Here is a 23,067-nt window from a genome sequence, read left to right as displayed (position 1 = left end):
CGGTCCGGTAGCTTCAATCCAGCGATCCGGCTTTGCCGGATCATCTCAGGCGAACATCCATGCCGTCGGCTCTTTCCATCGTCATCAACAATCCGTCGATCCGCATCGGGGCGCTCGCCATCCTGTTCTTCGGATTTTCGAATGCGGCGACCGCGCCCTATCAGGCGGTGATCGGCATTCGCGAAATCGGGCTCAGCAACACCGTCTATTCGCTGCTGATGCTGTTTGCCGCCGTCATCAATGTCAGCGCCAGCGTACTTATGGGCATCGTCGCTGACAGGCTGGGTGAATATCGCAAGCCAATGCTCTATATCGCGCTGTTCGGTGTCAGCGGCTACCTGCTGGTGTATCTCGCCGGTAATGCCACTGCCTTTGTGGCCTCCAAACTCGTGCTTTTGCCAATTTTCGGCGCGATGAATTCGCTGATCTTTGCGCATGTGCGCGCCGACGCCCGCAATCTTTCGACGGGCGAGATGATCGCGGTGAATTCCATCATGCGGGCGACGATCTCGCTTTCCTGGGTGCTGGTGCCGGGGCTTGTGGGGGTATTTCTGGTGAATTCCGGAAACATGCTGACCGCGTTTTTGTTCTCGGGCATCTGCGCGCTCGTCTGTTTTCTGCTGGTGGCCTTCTGCCTGCCGCGCGCCGCCACGCCCGCCTCGGCCAGTACCGAAGCGCGTTTTGGCCTGCGCGCCTCGCTTGGTGAAATCGGATCGCGTCGGGTGCTGCTTCGGATCGTCGCCATTGCATTGATCTGCTCGATGCTGCATTTGAACGATTCCGTGCGCTCCCTCATCATTACCGGCCAGGCCAAGGGTACGGTGGCCGATATCGGCATCGTCGCCGGTATCGTCGCTGCGCTGGAAATCGTTTTCATCCTGCTGTGGGGCTGGATAGAAAAGAAGGTGCCCCAGACGCTGACGCTTGCCGCGGGCGCACTGCTTTACGCTGTTTACCTGATCCTGCAGGGGCTCGCATCGGCGCCGTGGCATATCTATGCCCAGACCGTCATCAGCGCACTGGGGGCGGCCGCGATCATCAGCATACCCATCACCTACCTGCAGGAACTGATCGCGGACCGGCCGGGCCTCGGCAGTTCGCTGATCGCTGTCAATATTTTTCTTGGAGCGGGTCTGGGCGCCCTGATTTTTGCCCTTGGCACGCTCGTCTCCAATTATTCGGGAACGTCGATCCTCGGGGCGATCGTCGGGATTGGCGGGGTTTATATGCTCTACGCCCTTGATGGGATCGGTCGCCGCAGGTAACCGCCATCGAATGAAAGAGGCTATGATGATTCTCGAGATTTGCGTGGACGATGTGGCCGGTCTGGAAGCCGCAGTGAGAGGCGGGGCAGACCGTATCGAACTTTGCGCGGCACTGTCCGGCGGCGGGGTCACCCCGTCTGTCGGCTTTATGCACCGCGCTGCGGCTTATGGGTTGCCCGTCAGCGTGATGATCAGGCCACGTGCCGGCGATTTCGTTTTCACGCGTGATGAAGCGGATGTGATGAAACGCGATATAGATGCCGCGCGCGCCGCGGGCCTTTCCGGCGTGGTGCTCGGTGCATCGCGCGAGGACGGCTCCCTCGATCTTCCGCTGCTCGAAGAGCTGCGTCGTCATGCCAACGGTCTGGATGTGACGCTTCACCGGGCTTTCGATGTCGTTCCCGCCATGGATGAAGCCCTCGAGGCCGCCGTTGCGCTGGGCTTTTCCAGAATTCTCACTTCCGGCGGCGCACGTTCAGCGCTGGAAGGGGTGGAGACTCTGGCCCGCTTGTCGGAGGTCGCCGCCGGGCGGATCGCCATCATGCCGGGTGCCGGCGTGCGTCCGCAAAGCGTACAGACGCTGCTTGACCGGCTTCCAATCACCGAAATCCACGCATCCTGTTCCGCCGTTCCTCATTACGATCCGGAAAGCCGCGTAGCGAAGCTCGGTTTCACCGGGGCGGGGCGCAAAGTCACGGATGAGGCAGCGGTGCGTGAACTAAAGGCGATCCTTACCGCTCATCATAAAGCCGATGCAGCGTCCTAGCCGTCCCGGCGGCGCCATCGAGATTGAGGTGGACCGTACCGGGTGGCGGCAGGACGAGTGCCGCCTTGATCGCTTCGGCCATGGAGGCTGGCGAAATATCTTTCTCTTCCAGCACATGGGCAAGCCCAAGCCCGGCCAGCCGCTCCGCACGGGCGCTCTGTTCGGTTTCACCGCCGGCCGCGAAAGGGATGAGGAGCGAACGGCATTTTGCCTGAAGAATATCGCAGACGGTGTTGTAGCCGGCCTGTGACACCGAAAGGCGCGCGCCGGCGAGCAAGCTCGCGAAATCCTTGCGGAAGCGGAAAACGGAGATATTTTCCGGTGCTGCAGCCAATATCGCATCGAAATCCGCCTGTGGCATATTGGGACCGGTGATGAGACACCAGCTCTTGATACCGTCCAGCAGCGGCGCGGCCTCAAGGGCGGCCCGGACAAGGGCCGCACCGACAGCGCCGCCGCCGGCGGAGACCACAATATCGAATTTCTCGACCGGTTCCGGCGGTGGAAGCGGGGCCGCCAGGCCGGTATAAACAATACGCTGACGTATCTCGCTGGCGAGGGGAAAAGTATCTTCCAGCCGGGCGAAATCCGGGTCGCCGTGCACGAGCACGGCGTCGAAATGTTTCTTTACCAGCGAGACGGTTTCTTCATCCCGGCCCGGCTTGGTTTTTTCCTGCAAAATATCTCGCAGTGACGCCATGACGAGCGGGCGCGGTTCGCTATCCTCGATCTCATCGAGAAGCGGAAGCAGTTCGAACCGCACCTGCCTGCGGCCGAAGGGAAAAGCCTCAATGATGACGATATCGGGTTTGGCGCCATGATAGGCACCGATCAGCATATCGGTCCTGAGCCTCTTGAAGTCGTCATCCACCGGTTTGCCGGAACTGTCGACCAGGCCGGCAAAACTGCCATCGCTGACGGCAATCGGCGGCAATTCGACATGACGGATGCCTTCACCCGGAAATCCCGGGACAGGCGTTCCGCCCGTCACCAGAACCACGTTGAAGCCATCCGCCTGAAGGGCATTGGCGATGCGGCTGGCGCGGGCAATATGGCCGATGCCAAGAAGATGCTGGACATAAAAGAAAACACAGGGCCGCTTTTCCATCTCGGTCATGGTGTCTTTTCCCATTCGGTCTCGAAGAGCGTCTTCAGTTCGGCAATGCTGGTGCGATGATCGAAGGCGGTGCGCACGCGGTTTTCGGCGGCGTTGCCAAGACGCAGGCGCAATTGCGGATCGGTAATAGCCAAGCGCAGGGCATCTGCGAAGGCCGCTGGATTTTCCGGCTCTGTGAGCAGGCCGTTTTCACCACCGACGAAGAACTCCGGAATGCCCGATATGTTGGTGGAGATGCAGGTCATCGCCTGGCTCGCAGCCTCGACCAACACGTTGGGAAGACCGTCGCGGTCGCCATCGCTGGTGATGCGGCAGGCAAGGGCAAAGAGGTCCGCTTGCCGGTAATTCTCCAGCACCTGCTTCTGGTCCATGGCTCCCGTCCAGACGACCCTGTCGGAGACGCCAAGTTCGTCCGCGAGTTTTTTCAGCGCAGCCAATTCGTCCCCGCCGCCGATATGGGTAAAGCGCCAATGGATATTGCGTGGCAGCGAGGCGAGCGCGCGCAACAGAATATCGATTCCCTTTTTCTTGACCGCACGGCCGACACTCAAAATCCTGACCGGATCCTCGGCATCTGAACCGTCTCTCGCCGGCCGCGGCGTGTCGAAATGCGGGAAACGCGTGAGATCGAGGCCATGATAACTCAGATGCACGTTCTGCCTCACCCCGGAAAGGGTCTGCAGATGCCGAAAGCCGCCGGCAGTGCAGGTCACGGCCCAGCGGGCGCTTTGCAGCTTGGCGGCAAGGTCACGGTCGCTGGAGGTCCAGATGTCCTTGGCGTGGGCCGAAATCGTCCAGGGCGTGCCCGTGATGAGATGGGTATAGGCCGCGACTGAGGCGGGCGTATGAATGAAATGCACATGCAGCCACCCGGCATCCTCCGGCCATTCATTGGCCAGCACGGCCGCCTGACCGAAACGGCGAAAGCGGTTGCGGCTGAGATCATGGGGCAGGTCGCTGAGAAACTGGCGAAGCGCCTTGGTGAAGCCCGGCTTTTTGCGACATCCCCACAGGGCTTTCAGCACACGCAGAGGTTCCTCATGCAGATACTCCGGCAGGTAGGTGACGGGCGCGCTGATCTCATCATGAACAGGATGGCGTTTCTTATCCGTTGGCCGGCGCATGGACATGAGTTCGAGCTTCAGCCCGGCCTTTTCAAGCCCCAGCAATTCCTGGGCGATAAAAGTCTCGGACAGGCGCGGATAGCCCTTGAGGAGCACCACGATTTTTTTTGCATCAGTCACGTTGCGCGCGTCTCTTCTGAACGTTGGTTGCCGAGGCCGGGTTACGCGCTGAGCGTGATCGGCGTCTTGTCGCCCTCGGGCGGCAGCCATTCGGCAATCCTGCGTGATATGTTTTCCAACCCGTCGAGCTTCAGCCCGCACGAATTGACGGATGGCGGCGCGCGGTGCGGCAGGGCTTTGAGGGCGGCCGCCATCTTGGCGGGGTTCTCGGCATCTTCCGGCAGGAGCATGTCGAAAAGACCCAGCTCCGATGCGCGGCTGGCGCGGATAAGCTGCTCCTCCCGCGGCACCGTGCGGGGCACGACGAGTGCGGGTTTGTCGAAGGACAATATTTCGCAGACAGTGTTATAGCCACCCATGGAGACCACGGCCTGCGCACCAGCGACGAGATCTTCCATGCGATTGTCGAATTCGATGATTTCGATGTGCGGTATATCGGCTACGCTGCTCATGAAGCGCTGGCGCTGATCCGCCGGCATATAAGGGCCGAGCACGACCAGCGCCTTGTGCGTCAGCTCCGGGTCATGTCGGTAGGCGTTGATGACGTCATCGATCAATTCACTGCCGTCGCCACCGCCGCCTGTGGTGATGAGAAGATAATCGCCTTCCGGCCGATGCGCCGCGGTTTCCGCCTGTGTCTTCGATCTCTGAAGAAAGCCCACGAAATCCATCTTGTCGCGCACCGTCTGCGGAACGTCGAGCCCCGTCAGCGGATCGTGGAAATCCGGCGGGCCATAGACCCAGACATGGTCATAGAGCTGGCCGATCTTGGTCATGACGTTGTTGCGCTTCCACTCCGCCTCGAGCAGCTGCGGCGCATCCATGACATCACGCAGGCCGATGACGAGCTTGGTGCCCTGTCCCTTGAGATAAGCGAGTGTTTCCTCCACCTCGCCGCGAAGGCCCATGGGCTCCTTGTCGACGATGAAGATGTCAGGCTGGAAGCTTTCGGCGGTATGGTAGATGATGGACCGGCGCATCTTCAGCGTTTCCTGAAGATCGATATGCCTGTCCATCGAGGTGTATTCGCCATTGCGCAGCTTGATGACGCTCGGAATTTTCACGAAATCGACGCGGGCGCGATAATCGAAGGCACCTGCAATGGTAGCCCCTGAAATGATGAGGACGTTGAGACCGCGATAATCCTCCACCAGGGCATGCGCAATGGTGCGACACCGCCGCAGATGGCCGAGACCGAAGGAATCGTGGCTGTACATGAGAATACGCGCGTCGTTCAAACGGGAGCTCATGGGCCACACCTCTTTTTGCCTTTCACGATGAAGGCGGCTTCGGAAGGGCAGTTTATCAAGGTGTATTCCATTTTATCTGAAGGGGTCCGCAGCATCACGTAGTCCGTCACCGAAGAAATTAAAGGCCAGAATGACGAGAACGACAGGGATCGTCGGGATGAGAAGCCAGGGATATAGCGCAATGACGCTGACGCTGCGCGCCTCCGTGAGCAGAATTCCCCAACTTGTGATCGGGGGGCGCAGGCCGAGGCCCAGGAAGCTGAGCGCTGTTTCGCCAAGGATCATGCCCGGTATCGTCAGGGTGGCCGAGGCGATAAGATGGGACATGAAGCCCGGAATAAGATGTCGGCCAATGATACGCGGTGTGCCCGCTCCCATCAATTGCGCAGCCAAAACATAGTCTTCCTCGCGCAACGCCAGTAGCTTTGAACGCACGGCGCGCGCTAGCCCGGTCCAGTCCAGCATGCCGAGAATGATGGTGATGCCGAGATAAACGAGGATCGGACTCCAGGTCACCGGCATGATGGCCGCGAGCGCCAGCCACAGCGGAATGCTGGGAATGGATTGCAGGACCTCGATGATGCGCTGGACAATCAGGTCAAACGTGCCGCCGCGATATCCCGCCAGGCCACCGATCACAATCCCGAGAACGAAGCTCATGGCGACGCCGAGGAGGCCGATGGTCAGTGAAATGCGCGCGCCGTAGATGATACGGGACAGCACGTCACGCCCGAGGCGGTCGGTGCCGAGAAGGAACAGTTCACCGCCTTCTGCCGGGCAAACGAGATGGGTTCTGCCCTCGAACATGCCCCAGAAACGATAGGTGTCACCCTTGCAGAAGAAACGCAGCGGCTGGATATCGGTCGGCACGTCCCGGTAGACACGCCTCAGATTTTCCATGTCGAGCGTCATTTCACGGCCATACACGAAGGGGCCGACAAATTTCCCGTCATTGAAGAGGTGGATGGCCTGGGGCGGGGCGTATATGTGTTCGATATTGCGGGTGTGGAGATTATAGGGGGCGAGGAACTCGCAGATCAGAATCGAAAGGTAAAGCACCACCAGAAAGGCGCCGGACCACACCGCGATCTTGTGCTGGCGGAACTGCCACCACATGAGCTTCAACTGCGAGGCTTTGCTGAAGGCCGCCATGCCAGACGTGTTGGGTTCGATCAGCGACGGGTCGAAGGGCGCGGTCGAGACATAGTGTGGCAGGGCTTCGCCGGGATTCGGGATGGATGAAGTCATTTGACGTTACCACCTCCGAAGCGGATTCTCGGATCGAGTATGGCAAGGGCGATGTCCGACACCAGAACGCCGATCACCGTCAGGAACGCAAGGAACATCAGGAACGAACCCGCCAGATACATGTCCTGGCTTTGCAACGCCCGGATGAGCATGGGGCCGGTGGTCTCGAGCGACAGGACGACGGCAGTAATTTCCGCGCCCGATATGATGGCAGGCAGGATCGAGCCGATATCCGAGATGAAAAAATTCAGGGCCATGCGCAGCGGATATTTGGTCAATACCCTGAAAGGGTGCAGGCCCTTGGCGCGGGCGGTGACCACATATTGCTTCTGTAATTCATCCAGAAGGTTGGCGCGCAGGCGGCGGATCATGCCGGCCGTGCCCGCCGTTCCGATGATGAGAACGGGAATCCAGATATGCTCAAGGATCGACTTGAACTTCGCCCAGCTCATCGCCTGGTTCAGATATTCCCGGTCCATCAGATGGCCTATGGAGATGCCGAACCATATGTTGGCGAAGTACATCAGAATCAATGCCAGCATGAAGTTGGGGATGGCGATGCCGAGCAGGCCGAGGAAGGTTAGCCCGTAATCGCCCCAGCTGTATTTATGCGTGGCGGAATAGATGCCGATTGGAAAAGCCAGCAGCCAGGTAACAATGATGGTAACGAAGGAAACCAGAACCGTCAGCCACAGGCGATCTCCCACCACGTCGCTCACGGGTAGCTGATATTCGAAAGAATAACCGAAATCGCCGACAAGCATGCCGGTCGCCCAGCGGAAATAGCGGATCGGGGCGGGCTGATCGAAGCCGTAGCGGACGCGCAGTTCCTCGATTTCGGCAAGATTTGCCGTTTCGCCCATGGCGCGCAGCTCAGCGACATAGCTTTCGAAATAATCGCCCGGGGGCAGTTCGATGATGGTGAAAACCAGCATCGAGATCAGGATGAGCGTCGGGATCATGACGAGAACGCGCTTCAGAATATACCGCAGCATATCAGGCGTCTCCGTCATACCAGAAGCTATCCGGCATGTAGACGCCGAGATAGGAAGTGGGTTCATAACCGAAAAGCGCCTTTTCCGGCACGTTCCGCATGCGCTTGACATGGACGACGGGCTGCAGCGCGCCGTTGACGATGCCGATGGAAAATACCTGCTGCGTATAGACGCCAAGCATTTCCAGCCAGATTGCCTGACGTTCTTCCTCGGTGACGCTGCGACGCCATTTTTTCAGAAGATCAAGCAAATGGGCCGCTTCCGGCAGATCGGGCTCTTTGCCTTCACGGCCGCCGGATAGATAGTGAATCCCCCAGACCGGCCATTGCAACTGGTCGTCACCGGTGGGGGCAAGGCCGGAAGGCAGCATGTCGGCCGTTGGCACGCCATTGTCCATACCCATCCACACCGACATCAGTACTTCTCCGCCCATGGCGCGCTTGCGGAAAACATCGCGCTGGGTGGGGCGGACAGAAACGGCAATGCCGATATGTCGCCAGTGATCCGTCACCAGCTCCATCACGTCTGTTTCGAGCGTGCTTTCGCCTGTCGTCTCGACAATGATATAGGCGGGTCGACCATCAGGCAGGAGCCGAAGGCCGGCATTGTCGCGCTTGTCGAGACCCGCTTCATCGAGCAGCCTGTTGGCCGTTGCGCGGTCGAAAGCGCTCCAGGCGTCCGCAAATTCCTGCCGGTAAAGCGGGCTTTCCGGCAGTACGGTATCTGCGCTTTCCTTCGCGAGCCCGTAAAAACAGACCATGTTGATTTCGTGCCGGTTGATCGCGAGCGAGAGCGCGCGGCGCACACGCACATCCTGGAAAGCGTTGCGCCAGACCGGGTCGGCGCAATTGAGATTTGGCAGCAGCGCGATGCGCGAGCCCTGGGAGCGCTTGTAGAGGTTAACTTTCAGGGGGAAGCGCTTTTCAGCATCCTTCAGGAAAGTGTAATCAGCGAAATCGAGGCCGAAATATTGCAGGTCGCTATCGCCCGACGCCGTCTTGGCCGAGATGATATCCGACGAGGTGACGTTGAGCAGGAAGCGGTCGAGATAGGGCAGTTGCAGGCCGTTTTCATCGACGCGGTGATAATAGGGGTTGCGTTCGAACACGAATTGTTCGGCCGGCGGCGCGGTGGTGTTACGCCAGGCATCGAGCGTCGGCAGATCCGGATTTTCGGGACGCACCTGCCGCGACATCTTGATATGCAGCCCGCTCCAGTCGTCTGTCTTGTTTTTCTTGATCAGCTTGGCGAGCTTTTCTGCCGTCTGATATTTGATGTGGAACTGTTTCATATAGGCGGCAGGCAAGAACAGCCGCGCCGGCGAGGCGGCCGCCAGTTTCGCCAGAAAATCCGGATTGGGGCCGTCCCAGGTGTATCGCACGGTCAGCCGGTCAACGACCTCGATCTGGGGCGGTTTGCCATTGACCAGAAGCTCGATCGGCGGACCGCCCTTGTGGATTTCCTTATTGAGCGCAACATCTTCCCAGAAATAGCGGAAATCCTCTGACGTGAAATCACTGCCATCGGACCACTTATGGCCTTCGCGCAGCCTGAAGGTGAAGATGCGTTCTTCCTGTACGTCGTAGCTTTCTAGAATATCCGGATGAAGCTCGAATTTTTCGTCGTAACCGACAAGGCGGGCATAGCTGCTGATCGGCATCAGGCGAATGTCGCGCTGGCCGCCAATGAGCATACGTACCGATCCACCATGTTTCCCCGGCTCTCGGCCAAGTGCCTTCATGTCGATGACGCGCGGGTTTTTCGGCAGGCGCTCGGCGATGTCGGGCAATTCGCCCTTTTCGCGCTTTTCCTTGAAATAGGTGGGGTCGGTATAGGAGGCCCGCGCATAAGCCGGCACAAAGACAGAGGCCAAGAGAGCGAGAGCGGTGCGACGCGTGATCAAGGGCGAAGCTCCCGCATGTCGGCATTGCCGTTCGCAAGTACGAAATGGCCTTCCCCAAGATCGGCCGATACCATCTCGCCATCCCCCTCGTCGCGGAACTGTTTGCCCCAGTCGAATTTGCCCGTCGCGCTGATCTTGCCGATGGTGCGGAAATCGAGCGGACGGTCGAGATCGGGGAAAGGCACGGCGGCCAGCAGGGATTTCGTATAGGGATGCACCGGAGCGCGCATCAGGATTTCCCGTGGCGCCAGCTCCACGATGCGGCCCTCGCACATGACCGCCACGCGATCGGCCATATAATCCACCACCGCAAGATTATGCGAGATGAAGAGGTAGGTAAGCCCGAGATCCTGCTGCAAATCTTTCAGCAGATTGAGAATTTGCGCCTGCACGGAAACATCGAGAGCGGAGACGGGTTCGTCGCAGATCAGCAGTTCCGGGCCAAGTGCGAGGGCCCTTGCAATGCCGATACGTTGTCTTTGCCCGCCCGAAAAACTGTGCGGATAACGGTTCAGCGCGCTTTCCCCAAGCCCGATGGCCCTGACGAGGTTGCGCACTTTTTCGGAGCGATATTTCGCATCACCCCGACCGTGGATTTCCAGCGGCTCGCTCAGGATGTTTCCCACGGTCATGCGCGGCGATAGCGAGGATATCGGGTCCTGAAAGACCATCTGTATCTTCGACCGGAGCTCTTTCAGGTCATCGTCCCGGGCGTTGAGGACATCGATATCGCCCTGCGGACGGTGGAAGGTGACGGAACCCTGATCCGGGCGAACGGCGCGCATGAGGATTTTGCTGACGGTTGTCTTGCCGCTGCCGCTTTCGCCGACCAGTCCCAGACATTCTCCACGACGGATCTCAAAGCTGACGCTGTTTACCGCTTTGGTTGCGCTGGCGTCACCTTTGCGGAACCAGCTCGATTTGCGGGTCGTGAACGTCTTGCTGATATTGTCCACGGTCAAAAGCGGACCAGGGGTTTTGTTGACCGTTGCGGTTTTCTTCCCCACCAGGCTTTCATGGTCGACGTTGATTTCGCGTAGCGCCTTCAGCCGCTCGCCCGGCTTCATGTCGAAATGCGGAACGGCTGCCATCAAACCCTTGAGATAGGGATGGGCTGGCGATTTGAAGATATCATCGACCGTGCCGGCTTCCATGATCTCGCCCTGATAGATCACGGCAACCTCATCTGCAATGTTCGCCACCACGCCGAGGTCATGGGTGATGAGCAGCATGCTCATATTCAGCCTGCTCTGCAGGTCACGCAGCAGCTTGAGGATTTGCGCCTGAATGGTCACATCAAGCGCCGTCGTGGGTTCGTCGGCGATCAGAAGCGCGGGACGACAGATCAGCGCCATGGCGATCATGGCGCGCTGGCGCATGCCGCCTGAAAGCTCGAAAGGATACATGTTCACGACCTTCTTCGGGTTCGAAAACCCGACGAGATCGAGTGTCTCATACATTTTTTCCGCACGTTCCGCCGGCGAAAGAATGCTGTGGATTCTGAGCGCCTCGTCAATCTGGTTGCCGATGGTGTGCAGCGGCGAAAACGAGGTCATGGGCTCCTGAAAGATCAGCCCGATGCGGTTGCCACGGATGGCGCGGATTTCGCGGCCGTCTTTGGGCAATTGCAAAAGATCGACGGGACCGCCCGCAGTGTTTTCCGGATCGGTGAACAGCACGCGGCCATTCACACGAGCGGTCTTGGGATGGATGCCCATGATCGTCTGGCCAATGACGGATTTTCCGGAGCCGGATTCACCGACCAATGCGGTTACTTTTCCCGGAAGAATGCGGAGGCTCGCCCCCCTGACTGCATCGATCGTTCCACCCATGAGAGAAAACGAGACCTGCAGATTTTCGATACGGAGCAAATCTGCGCCTGCGCTCATGCCAAAGGGTTCCTTGCCGCCTCTTTATCGTTGCCTTGTGACAATTGCTCGGGAGGGCTTAAAGCAACGTTATCGCAGGGTTTGTTGTCTGTCTATCCTTCTGAAACATCGAATTCTTTAGCAAATTTGAAGCCGGCTTCCGAAATGCTGCGACTTGCCCCACCGCGCTTGTTTCGTAATATGCTGACGGGAGCTTTCGAACGAGGATCCATGTCCGACAAGAAATATTACGACGCCAAGCTGAACGATGCGCGTCAGTTGCAGAATAACGGCCAATATGCTGAGGCGAATGCGCTTCTCTTATCGCTGGTTGCAGCAAAGGACGGGCATCTGATGGGAGAGCAGACGGTGCTCGGCCTGCCGCGCCGGCTGCATGCCGCACGGCTGCGTCTTGCCAAGGCCGAAGGCGATATGGTCGCGAAGATCGGTTATCAGTATACGCTGGTGCCACCCCCGCAGGTGCTGGAAAAATATGCGCGATTTTCCGTGGAAGAACGCCGCACAATAAACCTCAAAAGCCGGGAGGATGTGCCGAGGCTCATTCATCAGATATGGATTGGCGAGAAATCGCCGCCCATGTCGGTCGAGGCCTGGGCTGCCCATGCGCTGAAGCACGGCTACGATTATCGCCTTTGGCGGGAAGCCGATCTTGAGCGGGAAGGGGTTTTTGCGAATAGCGTCTTTAACAGGATGCTGAGCGAGGGCGACTATCCGGGTGCTGTTGACGTCGCCCGCTACATCCTGCTCGAGCGGTTCGGCGGCATCTATCTCGACTGCGACTGGTATCCGGCGCGCGACGACGTGAGTTTCGATTCACTCCTTCCCCTTGCGGGTCTCACGGCGTTTGATGAAAAAACGCCGCGGAATACCGGACAGGGAAGTATGCTTCTCGCTAATTCCTTCATTGCCGCTCCAGCTGCGCATCCGGTCTTTCGCAAGATGCTGGCCGCCTTTCCCGACATTCTCGAAGAAATGCCGCGCGCGCCGGCGTGGTGGTCCACCGGCCCGTTGATTTTCACCGTCATTGCCCGGCAGGGAAGCATCAGCCTTGCACCGGCAGCGTTTGTCGCGGCATCCGTTCCAGACCGAACGCCGTTTGATACGGTTGATGCGATCAGGCGGGATCTGGCCAAGGATGCCGGCGGGCTGCTGATCGCCTGGAAATCATGGTGAGATTGCTTCGACGAGGTCTTTAGAGGAGCACCAGCGTGCTGCGCGGTGCCGTGCGGTCACCTCGAAAAGCCGCCGGAGGAAATGCCAGACGGTGTCATCATGCACGAGATGATGGGTAAGGATGCCGATTGTGCCGCCTTCCTCGGTAGCGCGCAGGATGCGGGCCGCCGTCTCGGCAAACAGGACATCGTGGTCACGGCCGCCGCGGCTGCCATGCCAATCGATCACGTCCACGTGCGTATTCAGACATGGCGGCGCTGTGTCCTTCTCCGGACCGAAAACGGAGAGGGCCCGATATCCAAGCCCTGTCAGTTCCCTCACTATATGGGCGTCGATGCGGTTCCACGGGGGCACCAGCATGGGCACGACACGCGGTCCATGCAGATCGTAGAGTTTTTCCAGCCCGGACTGCAGCTCGTCGAGAACGAGGGGAAGTTCCCGGTGGAGGCCAAGCTCCTGTTTCTTTTGTCCATCGCCGGCATAATTGCTATGCGACCAGCCGTGAACCGCCACCTGGGCAATGTCCGAGGCATCCAGATGCTGCGCTAGCCTGCGGGTCGTCGTTTCGGGAATGACCGCGAGGGTGACCGGAACCGAGAAACTTTCGCAAAGATCGAGCAGGGTATCGAGTGCCCCCGTCGGGTCCACTGCATCGTCGTCCCTGAGCCACAGATCGGCCGAAATGCCGCGACGTCCGCATTCGTCCAGTGCTGCGACGAGTTTTTCGAGACTCATGATCTTCGTGCCTTTGCTTGCATCAAAATATCGTTCAGCTTGGTTGCGGCATTTTCCAGAGACCGCTCATGCATGACGAACCGGCGGGCTGCTTTTGCCAGTTCCTGTCGCCGCCTGTCGTCGTAAAGCAGGGCCTTGATCGCATCGGCATAAGCGGCACTATCATTTTCAGGTGTCAGTAATCCGGTGGCGCCAGATTTTACGACTTCGGGAACGCCCGCCACTTTTTCGGCGATGACGGGCAGGCCGGCCGCCTGTGCTTCCAGATAGGCAAGGCCGTAGGCCTCGCCGTGACCCGGCCAGACATAAATGGCAGCTTTCGAGAGAAGCGCTGCGATCTCGTCTGCGGCTTTTTGCCCGTGCCAGACGAGGCGATTTTCAGGGAAGCCGCTGAACATGGCTTGCACCGCCTCGCGTTCCGGACCGTCGCCAACGATCTCAAGTGTCCAGTCTAGGTCTTGTGGTAGCAGGGCGAGAGCGTTCGACAGGGCGCGATAGCTCTCGAGTTTGTCGCCCGCCCTCATCATGGCGACGGTGATGAGCCGTGTCCGTTTCGGCTGGGGAACAACCTTGAGGAAGGGCGCGGGGTCGATGAAAGGCGGAAGCATCGCCCATTGAAGCCCAGGAGAGGCCTGTACGAGCCCTTCGCGATCCCGTTCGGTGAAGCAGATATTGACTGCGGCTTCGTTCAACGACGACAACAACCCGTCCTGCACTGCCTGCCAGCCCATGGCGTTGCGCTTTGGCGAATAGGATGCTTCGGCGGTGACGTAGGATATATTGAAACGGCTGGTGAGTTCCGGTCCGAGCAGGTCCGGAGCCTTGTAGTAAGGGTGATAACAAAACCACAGGTCCGGTGCGCCGTGCAACCGCCAGCGCTCCGCAATAGTCTCTACTTCACGTTCGGCCCGGTCGGCGAGGGACGATCGCTCGGGATCATCCGGCTGTCTCAGGAAGCTTCGCAGCTCGGACGCGACAAAAACCTCATGGCTACCCATTACCATCGCCTGCATCAACAGGCGGGCCATCAACCGGTCGCCGGAAGGAACGGGGTGGTTGGGTGCTTTGAGCGGCGAATAAAACGCGATCTTCATGCGGATGGTTGTGCGTTGGTCGTGCCTCTGGCGTCAACCGGAATTTGAAGACGCGGAGCCTTGACAGCCTCGCCATTCTTGCCCAACTGAAAGATATCTTTTGCACATGCGCGGAGCGTGACACGCTTTGACTTCTCCAGACATTTCCCAAGCCCTGCTTTCCAGCATCGAGAACAAGAGCGCCAAAGCGGGCGTGATCGGCCTCGGCTATGTGGGCCTGCCGCTTGCCATGACAATCGCCAGAGCTGGTTTCAAGGTTGTCGGTTTCGACATCGACCCCGGTAAAATTACTTCGATAGATGCGGGTCAGAGCTATATCGAGGCGGTTTCGGATGCCGTGCTCGCAGGAGCCAGTCAAAATGACGTCTTTGTTGCCACATGCGACTTCTCCAGATTGGCCGAGTGTGACGTGATCGCCATCTGCGTACCGACGCCGTTGACGAAGTATCGCGAGCCAGACCTTTCCTATGTCGAGAAGACCTGTCACTACATTGCCGCGCATCTGCGCAAGGGGCAGCTTGTGGTGCTGGAATCCACCACCTATCCCGGCACTACCGATGGGATTGTGAAAACCATTCTGGAGAGCACCGGTCTCGTCTCAGGTATCGATTTCTTCATCGGCTTTTCCCCCGAGCGGGAAGATCCCGGCAACCGGGACTTTGAGACGTCGACCATTCCGAAGGTCGTTGCGGGTGACGGCGAGGCCGCTGGGCAGCTGATGGCGGCTTTTTACGGATCGGTGGTCAAGAAAACCGTTCCGGTCTCGACCAATGCGACGGCGGAGGCCGTGAAGATCACCGAAAATGTCTTCCGCGCTGTCAATATCGCGCTCGTCAACGAACTTAAGGTCGTCTACGAGGCTATGGGTATCGATATATGGGAAGTCATCGATGCGGCAAAAACCAAGCCGTTCGGTTTCATGCCATTTTATCCCGGCCCCGGTCTTGGCGGTCACTGCATACCGATCGACCCTTTCTATCTCACCTGGAAATCTCGCGAATATGAATTGCCAACGCGGTTCATCGAGCTTGCAGGTGAAATCAACACCGGCATGCCGCGCCACGTTGTGGGGCGGGTTGCGGAAGCGCTCGACATCCATTCCGGCAAGGCGCTCAGCCGCTCGAAGGTGCTGGTTGTCGGTCTCGCCTACAAGAAAAATGTGCCCGATATTCGTGAAAGCCCTTCATTGAAGCTCATCGAGCTTGTTCAGGAGCGCGGTGGCGAAGCGGCCTATTTTGATCCGCATGTGGCCGAAATCCCGAAGACACGGGAATACAGCCACCTGATGGGCATGAAGTCCGTCTCCTGGGACAGGCAGTCCATCAGCGCTTTCGATGCTGTTCTGGTTGCGACCGACCATGACAATGTGGACTATGCCGCCCTTGCCGAATGGGCTCCGCTGATCATCGACACGCGAAACGCCTTCGCGCGCCGGGGCATTTCCGCAAGACACATCATCAAGGCCTGATAACGGACGGATCATGAGCAGACTGGACAGTTTCATTCGCCGGTTGACCGCGCAGCGTGACATTCTCAATCATGTCGCCGCCAAACTTGATATGCCGCATGAGGGTGCGCTCATGGAAATCGGCCTTGGAAACGGGCGAACTTTCAATCATCTGCGGGAACTGTTTCCGGGGCGCAGGATCATTGCGTTTGACAGGGCCATGGGTGCCCATGCCTCGTCCGTTCCTGCAGACGAAGACCTGGTGATCGGCGAGATATCGCAGACCGCTCCCGCATTCGTCGGTGCGGAAGCGGCAATGGTGCATGCCGATATCGGCACGGGCTATCCGGAAAAAGATGCGATCACATTGACATGGTTGCCCGATCTCGCCGCCGGCATGCTGGCGAAAGGCGGCGTCGCTGTCAGCGGTCTGCCTCTCGATCATCCCCTGCTGAAACCGTTGCCGGTTCCGGAGAGCGTGCCGACGGACCGTTATTTTCTCTATCGCAAGATATAAAGATCGGTCCGACCCCAAACTTCCGGGTCCTGTCACAAATAGCGTTCGCTCTCTTCCTCCGAGAGTAGAAACACCTTCATTTGCGAGTTTCGACCGCGAATGGCGACCTGTTCGCTTCTGAGATCGGTAATATTCTGTCCCGCCTGTATGATGGCCGGTTCGGAGACCACGATTGCGGCGCCAAATTCCTTGGCTTTGGATTCAAGCCTGCTTGCCACGTTGACGGTATCGCCAATGGCCGTCAGCGTTTTGGCAGCCCCATATCCCATGACCCCGACGATGCTCGGACCTGCGTGAATGCCAACCACCACCTCAAGACGCACGGTGAATTGTTTCTCCAGCCCTTCGTTCAGGATCGCAATATCCCGCAATATGATTGCTGCCGCCTTCATGGCATTGCGACAGGCGTGCTGGCTGTCGTCGCCTAGTCCGAAAAGCGCCATGGCGCCGTCACCGATAAATTTGTCGAGATGGCCCCCCGCCTGTTCGACGGCCTGGCCGACGATGGTGAAATAGCGGTTCAGGAGAAAGACGACATCGTAGGGCAGCTTCGCTTCCGACAAAGTCGTGAAATTGCGCAGATCGCAGAAGAGAATGGCGATCTCCTCTTCCCGGCCCGGCCGGGCCGGCTGGGCGTCCGCCGGCAGGTCACTGTGCTGGGGCGGTGAAACCAGAAGGGCAACGCCGAGATCATGTGTGGGACGCAGCTGGCAGCCGAGCCGCACATCCGAATCGGCATGGATGCGTCTTAATGTGGTTTGCTCGATGTCTCCGGGTGGAGGGAGCGGCCCCTTGCTTTCCATGACTCTCACCCGGCAGGTCGAACATCGTCCTTTACCGCCGCATACGGAATAATGCGGGATGCCTGCCAGACGGCTGGCTTCCAGAATGCTGAGTCCCGCCGGCACGCGCGCCTGCGCACCATGTTCGTAGCGGATTTCGATGGCCGTCAACCGCTGTCGCCAGCTTCTTACACCGCGCATCGCGAAGACCAGCATCACCGCGCCGGCAAAAATCGCCTCTGTCGTCCCGGTGATAAACCGGATTCGTGTTTCCATCTCCCGCTGCAGCGGAAGTTCGTCTCTCTGAACGATCGTGTCGCCCAGTCCCGGAGGAAGCGCATATTTGCGGTCGACTTCCTCGAGCCAACGGCCGGCATCGCTGAAGCCCAGCAGCGCCAGAAGCGGCAGCATCACAGCTATGGTCATGAAGATGCCGGCGATTTTCGGGTACCAGTCGCGATAACGCAGCCAGAAATAGAGGCCGATACATCCGTGTATCCAGATGACGATCAGGGCGAGACTTTGCCACGCGCCTCCCATGGGATTGTTGATCCAGAGCCGGCGGACGACGGTATAATAACCGATGTCGATGCCGTAGAGCATGTGCGACACGCGGATATTCACTGCATGGCTCAGAATGAGGAAGGGGATCGACAGGCCGAAGATGACCTGAAGTGCTTCACGAAGCGGCATGCGCAACGTTCGGCGCTGGTAAAGCGAGCGCAGGACCAGGCTGACATGCACCAGGACCGAGCCGTAGAAAAGCAGGCTGCTAACAGGGTTGAGCCAGATGAGGCTGAACCATTTTCGTGCCCGTTCGGCGGTGTCGATGGAAATGAGCGCAAGGGAATGATTGAAAAGATGCGAAAAGACAAAGGCAAATATAATCAGGCCGGATAAAATCCGGGCGCGTCTCAAACTGGTTTCCGAAAAGAAACGGATCATGCAAATCCCATCGTGAGGTCGTTCGGCCCAGAATCATCAGTCGGTCGATCGTCGCGTCTTTAGTGCATGACATCTCGTGGCAATATCGTGGAGCAAACGAGCGGCGATGGTCAATTATGCGTGTTTAAGTACCCGAAGCCACCAATGACTGGTGAGGCCTCTTCAGATTTCCGGTCAAATAGTCACGCGAAGTCAAAAACACCATGACGGCGGCTATCAGATTTCGATGACCTGACCGTCCATGGCTGCGAATGCGCCGCTGAACAGGGCTTTCGCCTGTTTTTCGATCATGTCCAGCTCTTCGTCGCTGCGGCTCGGGGCATGATGGATGAAACCGACATTTTTCGCATCGGCCAACTGGGCGAGGCGGATCGCCTGCTGCCAGGACGAATGGCCATAGCCGCGATAAAGGCCCATCTCGTCATCGGTAAACATGGCGTCATAAAGGAAAAGATCGGTATCCCGGATGAGATCAAGCACAGTTTCGTCGATGCCGCCGGGCTCGTGTTCGGTATCGGTGATGATGGCGAGGGACTTTCCCTCCCAGTCCAGCCGGTATCCGACGGCGTTGCCAGGATGGTTCAGCATGCCGGTTCGGATCGAGAGGCCCGGATGGACGTCTAGGGTATCACCGGGCATGAAATCCCGCGTGTCGATTTTTGCGCAGCAAATTTCCAGCGGCACGGGAAACCAGGGCGGGCTCATGAAGTCCTTGAGCATTTCCCGTGTCGTCATGGTGCCCGCGAGATGGCCCGACCAAATCGAGACGTCATTGCAGCTATTATAGAATGGCTTGAAATAGGGAAAACCGACAATGTGGTCGTAGTGGCAATGGGAGAAGAAAAGATCGACGTCGGTAACCCCCTCCGCCCGAAGCGCCATGCCCGCAGGATGAAGTCCCGACCCCGCATCGAACAAAAGGACATGGTCGCCGCATCGAACCTCGATGCAGATGGTATTCCCACCGTATTTTCGGAAGTTTTCACCTGAAACAGGAAGCGTTCCCCGCGCCCCCCAGATCTTCACCCGAAAATTTCTGTTACTTTCCCGACCCGCAGTGTCGGAATTGAACGCCATGACACACCCCAATAACAACGGAATCTTGCACGCTTTCCTCCCATGAAGCCCGTTGTCTCTATAGATCTTATTTCCCGCCCTTTTCGGGCGGATGCCTTTACCCCTTATTCAGTCAGCATTTCATTTATATTGCAATAGTACGACATTTATTTTTCCAATATCGACCGCCGGGGGAGCATAGAATTGCCGCTTATGTTCTGGCGTTTGTCCTGGCTTTGCTGAGTTCAGCCGTCGTCTGGGTGAGACGTTCGGCCAGAACGCGCATGACCTTGATAGTGATATCGGGGAAATCAGACATCAGCTTGAAGAATTGTTCCTTGCCGATCCGAAGAGCTTCCACATTGGTGGAGGCGCGGACGGTGGCGGTTCTGACGCTGTCGCAGAGAATTGCGATTTCCCCGACGATGGCGTTGCCGGTCATTTCCGCCACTTTCAAAGTGCCAGAGGGAGAATCGACCAGAACATCCACCTTTCCGGTCAGCAGCACATAGGCCGCGTCGCCGACGTCACCCTGCCGGAACAGCACGTCGCCGGCGTGATAGGAAACGCGGTCTGATGCGAATGCGAGCAGTTTCAACTTGGAGGGTTCCATTTCGGAAAAAAACGGCACCCTTTTCAGCATCTGAATTTCGTCTTTGAACAGCATTGCCTTACCCTGTTATTGTTCCACCTCGGTCACATTCTTGGAATTATGTCGCGACCATCTCCTTGAATGTACCGTTTTCCTCGACCAGAGTCTCGTAACTTCCGTCAGCGGTGATCAGCCCCTGATGAACAACGATGACCCTCTCGAACATGCGCGAGAGGTGCGCATTCGACAGAACCCATATGATCGAGGGGTTATTGTTGTTCTGTTTCAGGAGTGTGATGACCCTTTCAACAATTTCTTCCTGCTGTCTCGGGTCGAGGCCCGGAAGCGGGCGGTTGAAGACGTAAATGTCGGATTTCCGGATCAGCGCCCGTGCCAGATTAAGCTTCTGGCGCTGTAGCGGGCCTAGCCGCTTGCCGCCTGCACCCAGATTGAAATCCAGACCCACTGCCAGCACCCGTTCGTAAACGCCCTGCTTGCGCATGACGTCAGCAACGATGCGGGTGATGCGCCGGGAAGCATCGGTGTAGCGGTGGCTTACCTTGCCAAAGAGGATATTATCCAGAAGACTGGTGGCGCTCATGTATTTGGTCGGATCGTAGATTTCGATCACGTTTTTCAGACTGTCGGGCAGCTTCTCGTGGAACATGTGCCGGACCTCGACGATGCGGTTCATGATTTCCGGCGTCAGCAGGCCGAAACGCTGGCGGGGCTCGATATAGAAGAAGCTCAGCCGCAGCATCGCGCGTTTTTCGCTTTCATTGGCCTCGTCGAAATTCCGGCCCTGAAGGCGTTGCAGCATCTGCTGATAGACCGGAATATCGTCAGGCGTCATGAAGGTGAGCTGCTGGAAGAAGGGGTGATCCCCCGGCAGATCGGCGAAGATTTCCACGATGTTCTCGGCGATCGTGTAGCCCATTTCGAACAGGGTTTTGACCAGGCCGGTCTCGCGCATCAAAGAGCGGAAATAGTCGCTTTCGATGACCGTCCTGATTGACTGGGACGAGTCCCGCATGGTGCCGAAAAGCAGGTTTTCGCCGACCGTTGCCTCGCTATTGTAGCTCTCCAGCTCGAAAGGCGCGATCAGGCCGCTCAGATTTTCCTTTTCCAGCTCGGCGCGCAGGACATGTCGCAATTCAACGATCCGGGCGGCGAGATGCAGGTCTGTCAACGGGTCGATCGACGATCGCAGGGCGAATTCCAGAATATCCTGCGACAGTTCCACACTGTCGAGAACAGCTAGAATGGCCTGTATGAGATTTTCCGGTTTGCCGTCGCCTGCCGGACTCGAAGCATAATCGATCCATTCGCTGTTGATGTCGATCAGCGGATTGCCGGCCATCTTCGCTTCACGGATTTCCCATTTGCGATGGTCCAGCGCCGCGCCCTCATAGTTTTTCTCTGCAAGCGGCGCGTGTTTGAGACCGTATAGCAGGTTGTCCTTCAGGCTGGCATGGAAGAAATAGCTGTCCGAGGACACGTAGGAGATGCGCCGTCCCGTCAGCGATTCCGGCAATTCCAGAATGTCGACGTCGTTGATGCTGATCTTGCCTGAGCTCGGCCAGAGCGTGCGGCCTATCGCATCCGCCAGTGCCTCGCCTCCCGCACCACCGACGATGGCGATAACCTCACCCGGCTCGATCTTGAGGGATGCCTGTTCCAGAAGCCGGCTGCCGCTATCGTCTTCGAGCGTCAGATTGGCGACGACGAGCGGTGCGCTGATGGCTGCGACGGCACCGGGAGAAAGTTTCTGCACCTTCTCATCGATCATGTTCGGCGCATCGAACTGTTCGAAGACCTGCTCGTACTTTACCTGCACATCCTGCCGGGCCTGATCCCAGTCGATCAGCTCCTTCAGCGGCCCTGGCAGTTCCTTATAGGCGTTGATGACGGCGACCAGCTGCCCCACATCGAGGCTGCCCTTCAGGGTCAGATATCCGCCCAGCGCATAAAAGAAGAAGGGGGTCAGCTGGGCAAGGAAGTTGTTGATGAATTTGACCAGAAACTTCCACTGGTAGAGATCGTAGCGAATCTTGAAGATGTCGCCGAGGCGATGCGAAGCATCCGCACGCTCGTAATTGGACGTGTCATAGGCATGAATCGTGCCGATGCCGTCGACCATTTCACCGATACGTCCGGCGAGCTGGCGTGCACTCAGCTGCCGCTGACGGCCGAGTTCGATGAGGCGGCGGCGCATCTTGGGAATGATGCCGACCTGAATTGCCGCCATGAAGGCCGCGATCAGGCCGAGCCAGAAGTTCTGCACGAGAATGAAGAAGAGGGCGGAGAGCGCTTGGCCGCCGAGAAGGGCCGGCTGCACGAAGGCGTCGCCGGTAAAACCGCCGAGCGGCTCTACCTCGTCCTTCACCATGCTGGAGATTTCAGCGCCCTTCACCCGTTTGAAATGGCTGGGCGGAAACCTCAGGATCTTGTCGATAAGTTCGAAGCGAATACGCCGCAGAAGCCGTTCGCCAAGCCGGCCCTTGTAGGTATTGATGTAATATTTGAAGAGCCCATTGATGATAACAAGCGCAAGGAACGTCAGGCTGAGCGCCATCAGCATCGACATGCGGTTGAGCTCAAGCCCCGGGAACAGGGTCACGGTGCCCCAATAGGGGATATCGACCGTGAGATGCATGAAGAGCTGGGTTGCATTCGCTCCTTCGAAGCCGTCTCCCTGAATGGGGCCGTTGACGATCTGCTTGGGCAGGTCGAAGGCGAGGAAATACGGGATCATGGACAGGGCGACGATCAGCAGGATGAAAAGCTGCTGCCGCTTGGTATGCGACCAGATGTAACGCGTAAGGCTTTGTTCCATATAAAACTTCTATGACCTGTCGGGGCGGGCCCGGCGTGTTGGTTTGCGCGGTGTCTAGATGATCCGGCGGCCGGGTGGCGCAACCTCCTCCTGCAAATAGGTATGTGACTCGCTATTTATCAGCATATTCAAGCGGTTTCGAGAAAAATAGCGGCTCAAACGCGACCTGTCGCCACGCGAAGCCATTCTGTCTGCATGGCATGCGTTTTCGTC

At 58.2% G+C, this 23,067-nt stretch carries 18 protein-coding genes; 5 read left to right on the top strand and 13 right to left on the bottom strand.

From position 1 onward, the window contains the following. Positions 1 to 59 precede the first annotated feature (59 nt). A complete protein-coding gene (locus EGT36_RS04685; RefSeq protein WP_037090257.1) occupies positions 60 to 1,265 on the top strand; it encodes an MFS transporter in 1,206 nt (401 codons plus the stop codon). A 25-nt stretch (positions 1,266 to 1,290) separates the two neighbouring features. Continuing rightward, entirely contained in the window at positions 1,291 to 2,031 is a 741-nt protein-coding gene (locus EGT36_RS04680; protein ID WP_037090327.1) for a copper homeostasis protein CutC, read from the top strand. Here EGT36_RS04680 and EGT36_RS04675 read toward each other — a convergent pair. From EGT36_RS04675 to EGT36_RS04645, 7 genes are all read right to left on the bottom strand, one after another. Then, the gene (locus EGT36_RS04675) at positions 1,997 to 3,148 is read right to left on the bottom strand and encodes a glycosyltransferase family protein (protein WP_037090258.1); all 1,152 of its coding nucleotides are present in this window, start codon (positions 3,146 to 3,148) and stop codon (positions 1,997 to 1,999) included. The genes EGT36_RS04680 and EGT36_RS04675 overlap by 35 nt on opposite strands. Continuing rightward, positions 3,145 to 4,392, bottom strand: coding sequence for a glycosyltransferase family 4 protein (locus EGT36_RS04670; RefSeq protein WP_037090260.1), 1,248 nt, complete (start codon positions 4,390 to 4,392; stop codon positions 3,145 to 3,147). The genes EGT36_RS04675 and EGT36_RS04670 overlap by 4 nt, the downstream gene beginning before the upstream one ends. 41 nt (positions 4,393 to 4,433) lie before the next feature. Next, positions 4,434 to 5,642, bottom strand: coding sequence for a glycosyltransferase family protein (locus EGT36_RS04665; RefSeq protein WP_037090262.1), 1,209 nt, complete (start codon positions 5,640 to 5,642; stop codon positions 4,434 to 4,436). Between the two features lie 72 nt (positions 5,643 to 5,714). Next, complete coding sequence (locus EGT36_RS04660; protein WP_072495120.1) at positions 5,715 to 6,890, bottom strand: ABC transporter permease; 1,176 nt, start codon at positions 6,888 to 6,890, stop codon at positions 5,715 to 5,717. Continuing rightward, on the bottom strand, positions 6,887 to 7,885 hold the full coding sequence (locus EGT36_RS04655) for an ABC transporter permease (RefSeq protein WP_004443698.1): 999 nt from the start codon (positions 7,883 to 7,885) through the stop codon (positions 6,887 to 6,889). The genes EGT36_RS04660 and EGT36_RS04655 overlap by 4 nt, the downstream gene beginning before the upstream one ends. Position 7,886: 1 nt before the next feature. Next, positions 7,887 to 9,788: an ABC transporter substrate-binding protein gene (locus EGT36_RS04650; RefSeq protein ID WP_037090266.1), complete on the bottom strand. Its 1,902-nt coding sequence runs from the start codon at positions 9,786 to 9,788 to the stop codon at positions 7,887 to 7,889. Beyond that, entirely contained in the window at positions 9,785 to 11,677 is a 1,893-nt protein-coding gene (locus EGT36_RS04645) for an ABC transporter ATP-binding protein (RefSeq protein WP_004443693.1), read from the bottom strand. Before EGT36_RS04645 ends, EGT36_RS04650 begins: the two co-directional genes overlap by 4 nt. A gap of 210 nt (positions 11,678 to 11,887) precedes the next feature. Here EGT36_RS04645 and EGT36_RS04640 point away from each other — a divergent pair, with 210 nt between their 5' ends. Next, on the top strand, positions 11,888 to 12,850 hold the full coding sequence (locus tag EGT36_RS04640; RefSeq protein WP_037090268.1) for a glycosyltransferase family 32 protein: 963 nt from the start codon (positions 11,888 to 11,890) through the stop codon (positions 12,848 to 12,850). Here EGT36_RS04640 and EGT36_RS04635 read toward each other — a convergent pair. After that, positions 12,842 to 13,585: a polysaccharide deacetylase family protein gene (locus EGT36_RS04635; RefSeq protein WP_037090271.1), complete on the bottom strand. Its 744-nt coding sequence runs from the start codon at positions 13,583 to 13,585 to the stop codon at positions 12,842 to 12,844. The genes EGT36_RS04640 and EGT36_RS04635 overlap by 9 nt on opposite strands. Beyond that, positions 13,582 to 14,679, bottom strand: a complete 1,098-nt coding sequence (locus tag EGT36_RS04630) for a glycosyltransferase family 4 protein (protein WP_037090273.1) — start codon at positions 14,677 to 14,679, stop codon at positions 13,582 to 13,584. The genes EGT36_RS04635 and EGT36_RS04630 overlap by 4 nt, the downstream gene beginning before the upstream one ends. 127 nt (positions 14,680 to 14,806) lie before the next feature. Here EGT36_RS04630 and EGT36_RS04625 point away from each other — a divergent pair, with 127 nt between their 5' ends. Together EGT36_RS04625 and EGT36_RS04620 are read left to right on the top strand one after the other, a co-directional pair. After that, positions 14,807 to 16,147 carry a nucleotide sugar dehydrogenase gene (locus EGT36_RS04625; protein ID WP_172965623.1) on the top strand — a complete coding sequence of 447 codons (1,341 nt, stop codon included), beginning with the start codon at positions 14,807 to 14,809 and terminating at the stop codon, positions 16,145 to 16,147. 13 nt (positions 16,148 to 16,160) lie between these two features. Then, the gene (locus EGT36_RS04620; protein WP_037090275.1) at positions 16,161 to 16,643 is read left to right on the top strand and encodes a class I SAM-dependent methyltransferase; all 483 of its coding nucleotides are present in this window, start codon (positions 16,161 to 16,163) and stop codon (positions 16,641 to 16,643) included. Positions 16,644 to 16,675: 32 nt separating this feature from the next. Here the strand turns inward: EGT36_RS04620 and EGT36_RS04615 are convergent, their stop codons facing one another. From EGT36_RS04615 to EGT36_RS04600, 4 genes are all read right to left on the bottom strand, one after another. Next, positions 16,676 to 18,370 (bottom strand): adenylate/guanylate cyclase domain-containing protein, encoded by a 1,695-nt coding sequence (locus EGT36_RS04615; protein ID WP_037090276.1) that lies wholly within the window; start codon positions 18,368 to 18,370, stop codon positions 16,676 to 16,678. A 216-nt stretch (positions 18,371 to 18,586) separates the two neighbouring features. Then, positions 18,587 to 19,447, bottom strand: coding sequence for an MBL fold metallo-hydrolase (locus EGT36_RS04610; RefSeq protein ID WP_004443679.1), 861 nt, complete (start codon positions 19,445 to 19,447; stop codon positions 18,587 to 18,589). Between the two features lie 190 nt (positions 19,448 to 19,637). Then, positions 19,638 to 20,093 carry a cyclic nucleotide-binding domain-containing protein gene (locus tag EGT36_RS04605; protein ID WP_004443676.1) on the bottom strand — a complete coding sequence of 152 codons (456 nt, stop codon included), beginning with the start codon at positions 20,091 to 20,093 and terminating at the stop codon, positions 19,638 to 19,640. A gap of 43 nt (positions 20,094 to 20,136) precedes the next feature. After that, on the bottom strand, positions 20,137 to 22,854 hold the full coding sequence (locus EGT36_RS04600) for an ABC transporter ATP-binding protein (protein WP_006699101.1): 2,718 nt from the start codon (positions 22,852 to 22,854) through the stop codon (positions 20,137 to 20,139). Positions 22,855 to 23,067: the final 213 nt, after the last annotated feature.

This window comes from Agrobacterium sp. FDAARGOS_525 (assembly GCF_003938925.1).
Taxonomy (GTDB): domain Bacteria; phylum Pseudomonadota; class Alphaproteobacteria; order Rhizobiales; family Rhizobiaceae; genus Agrobacterium; species Agrobacterium pusense.
This window is presented reverse-complemented; position numbering and strand designations above follow the sequence as displayed.

Excerpts from the sequence above, each read along its gene's own strand:
- EGT36_RS04685 (WP_037090257.1), top strand. The coding sequence starts at position 60 with ATGCCGTCGGCTCTTTCCATCGTCATCAACAATCCGTCGATCCGCATC.
- EGT36_RS04680 (WP_037090327.1), top strand. The coding sequence starts at position 1,291 with ATGATTCTCGAGATTTGCGTGGACGATGTGGCCGGTCTGGAAGCCGCA.
- EGT36_RS04675 (WP_037090258.1), bottom strand. The coding sequence starts at position 3,148 with ATGACCGAGATGGAAAAGCGGCCCTGTGTTTTCTTTTATGTCCAGCAT.
- EGT36_RS04665 (WP_037090262.1), bottom strand. The coding sequence starts at position 5,642 with ATGAGCTCCCGTTTGAACGACGCGCGTATTCTCATGTACAGCCACGAT.
- EGT36_RS04660 (WP_072495120.1), bottom strand. The coding sequence starts at position 6,890 with ATGACTTCATCCATCCCGAATCCCGGCGAAGCCCTGCCACACTATGTC.
- EGT36_RS04655 (WP_004443698.1), bottom strand. The coding sequence starts at position 7,885 with ATGCTGCGGTATATTCTGAAGCGCGTTCTCGTCATGATCCCGACGCTC.
- EGT36_RS04645 (WP_004443693.1), bottom strand. The coding sequence starts at position 11,677 with ATGAGCGCAGGCGCAGATTTGCTCCGTATCGAAAATCTGCAGGTCTCG.
- EGT36_RS04640 (WP_037090268.1), top strand. The coding sequence starts at position 11,888 with ATGTCCGACAAGAAATATTACGACGCCAAGCTGAACGATGCGCGTCAG.
- EGT36_RS04635 (WP_037090271.1), bottom strand. The coding sequence starts at position 13,585 with ATGAGTCTCGAAAAACTCGTCGCAGCACTGGACGAATGCGGACGTCGC.
- EGT36_RS04630 (WP_037090273.1), bottom strand. The coding sequence starts at position 14,679 with ATGAAGATCGCGTTTTATTCGCCGCTCAAAGCACCCAACCACCCCGTT.
- EGT36_RS04620 (WP_037090275.1), top strand. The coding sequence starts at position 16,161 with ATGAGCAGACTGGACAGTTTCATTCGCCGGTTGACCGCGCAGCGTGAC.
- EGT36_RS04615 (WP_037090276.1), bottom strand. The coding sequence starts at position 18,370 with ATGATCCGTTTCTTTTCGGAAACCAGTTTGAGACGCGCCCGGATTTTA.
- EGT36_RS04610 (WP_004443679.1), bottom strand. The coding sequence starts at position 19,447 with ATGGCGTTCAATTCCGACACTGCGGGTCGGGAAAGTAACAGAAATTTT.
- EGT36_RS04605 (WP_004443676.1), bottom strand. The coding sequence starts at position 20,093 with ATGCTGTTCAAAGACGAAATTCAGATGCTGAAAAGGGTGCCGTTTTTT.
- EGT36_RS04600 (WP_006699101.1), bottom strand. The coding sequence starts at position 22,854 with ATGGAACAAAGCCTTACGCGTTACATCTGGTCGCATACCAAGCGGCAG.